3 protein-coding genes are annotated in these 1,908 nt (G+C 68.5%); all 3 read right to left on the bottom strand.

The genetic code is table 11. From position 1 onward, the window contains the following. A partial coding sequence (locus tag VIR62_RS12135; RefSeq protein WP_431871623.1) for a hypothetical protein occupies positions 1-196 on the bottom strand: 196 nt, incomplete at its 3' end. Positions 197-414: 218 nt separating this feature from the next. Further along, positions 415-1,578 carry a deoxyguanosinetriphosphate triphosphohydrolase gene (locus VIR62_RS12130; RefSeq protein WP_431871621.1) on the bottom strand — a complete coding sequence of 388 codons (1,164 nt, stop codon included), beginning with the start codon at positions 1,576-1,578 and terminating at the stop codon, positions 415-417. Next, positions 1,575-1,908, bottom strand: a 334-nt coding sequence (locus VIR62_RS12125; protein WP_431871619.1) for an SPOR domain-containing protein, incomplete at its 5' end; no start/stop codon positions are given. The genes VIR62_RS12125 and VIR62_RS12130, both read right to left, overlap by 4 nt.

The raw sequence follows: 1,908 nt of genomic DNA, 5'->3' as shown, positions 1-1,908 counted from the left end.
CCGCCCGGCGCGACCGGCCGCGCCGCGCGTCGTCCGGCGGGCTCACCGCGCGGATGCCGGCGTTGACGCCGTTCCAACAAGCCTCCTGCTCCGCCATGGTGGTGAAGGCGGGTTGCGCACCTTCGGAGGCCGGGGTGGACGGGGAGGCCTGCTCATCGGCACGGGCCTCCGGCGGTTGGATATGGTTCTGCTCCATCCGGCAGTATGAACCATATTGGATAGCGTATAGGAAACGGGAAAAATGAATCCTAGGCGAGCATCGCGCCGATGAACAAGGCCGCGGCGAGCAGGCAGGCGACCGTGCGGACATGATTCCAACGGGTCCAACGGACGAGATAATCCTTCCATAGCATTTCGTTGTTCGCCGCCGGATGGGCACGGTCGAGGGGGTCGCAATGACGATGGGGGTCGTCGCTAGAATCCTTCGGGCAGCTCCACCGGCCCGACCAGCTCGCGATACTGGCGGATGGCGAAGCGGTCGGTCATGCCGGCGATGAAGTCGCCGATGGCGCGCAGGGTCGGCACGGGCTCGGGCGCGCCGGGCTGCCATTGGGGCGGCAGCAGGCAGATGTCGGCGCTGTAGGCGTCGAACAGGCGGGAGAGGACCCGTTCCGCCTCGTCCGCCACCGCCTTGACCGGGCCCGAGCGATACATGCGCTGGTAGAGGAAGATCTTGAGCGCCCGTTCCTCGCGCGCCATCTCTTCGGAGAAGCCCGCGAGAGAACGGCCCGCGCGGCGAACGTCGGCGGAAGTCTCCACGCCGCTCGCGGCGAGGCGGCGGCGGGTTTCGTCCAGGACGTCGTTGACCATGCGGCCGATCTGGTCGCGGACCAGCTCGGGAATGAGGCGTTGTTCCTCGACACCCGGATAGCGATCGCGCACCGCCTGCCAGCCGCGGCCGATCAGCGGCACGGCGAGGAGCTCGTCGAGGGTGAAAAGGCCGGCGCGCAGGCCGTCGTCTATGTCGTGATTGTCGTAGGCGATATCGTCGGCGATGGCGGCGACCTGCGCCTCCAGGCTCGGCCAGGTCGAGAGATCGAGCGGGAAGGCGGCGTCGGCTTCGGCGAGCGCCCAGGCGGGGTTGGCCACGGGCCCGTTATGCTTGGCGAGGCCTTCCAGCGTTTCCCAGCTGAGATTGAGGCCGTCGAACGTAGGATAAGGCGTTTCGAGCCGGGTCAGCAGCCGGATCGTGTGGGCGTTGTGATCGAAGCCGCCGGCGTCCGCCATCGCCGCCTTCAGCGCGTCCTCGCCAGCGTGGCCGAAGGGCGGATGGCCGATGTCGTGGGCGAGGCAGAGCGCCTCGGTCAAATCCTCGTTGAGACCGAGCGCGCGGGCGAGGGTGCGGCCGATCTGGGCGACTTCGAGACTGTGGGTGAGGCGGACGCGGAAATGATCGCCGTCGGGCGCGACGAAGACCTGGGTCTTGTGACGCAAGCGGCGGAACGGAATGGAGTGGATGATGCGGTCGCGGTCGCGCTGGAAGGCATCGCGAGGGCCGCGCGTGCCGCCGCTGTCCTCGGCATGGAGGCGGCCACGGCTGTGGGATGGGTCGGAAGCGCAGGGCGCCAGTTCCCTCAATTGGCGGAAAGCTTCTCGATCTCCTGCCCCTCCTCGCTGGTCCAGCTGAACGCGGCGAGCTCCACCTCGGCCAGCTCGTTCACGAAAGCCTGTGCCTCGGCCTCGCTCTTGAACGGGCCGACGAGCAGGCGATTAGTGAAGCGGAGCGGGGTCGTCCAGGCGGTCTTGCCGGAAAGAAGGCCGGGCGCCTGTTCCTTCAAGCGCGCGAAGGCGCGCGGCAGGGCCTCCTTGTCGGCGCCACCGGCGATCTGGACCCAGTGGCGGCGGGGAGCGGCTTTTTGGGAAGACGTTTCGGCCTTGTCGCCCGCCGGCTCGGGGGTCGGCGTGGCG

Source organism: Allosphingosinicella sp. (assembly GCF_036570505.1).
Taxonomy (GTDB): Bacteria; Pseudomonadota; Alphaproteobacteria; order Sphingomonadales; family Sphingomonadaceae; genus Allosphingosinicella.
The sequence above is the reverse complement of the archived record's forward strand: the minus strand, read 5'-3'. Positions and strand labels throughout refer to the sequence as shown.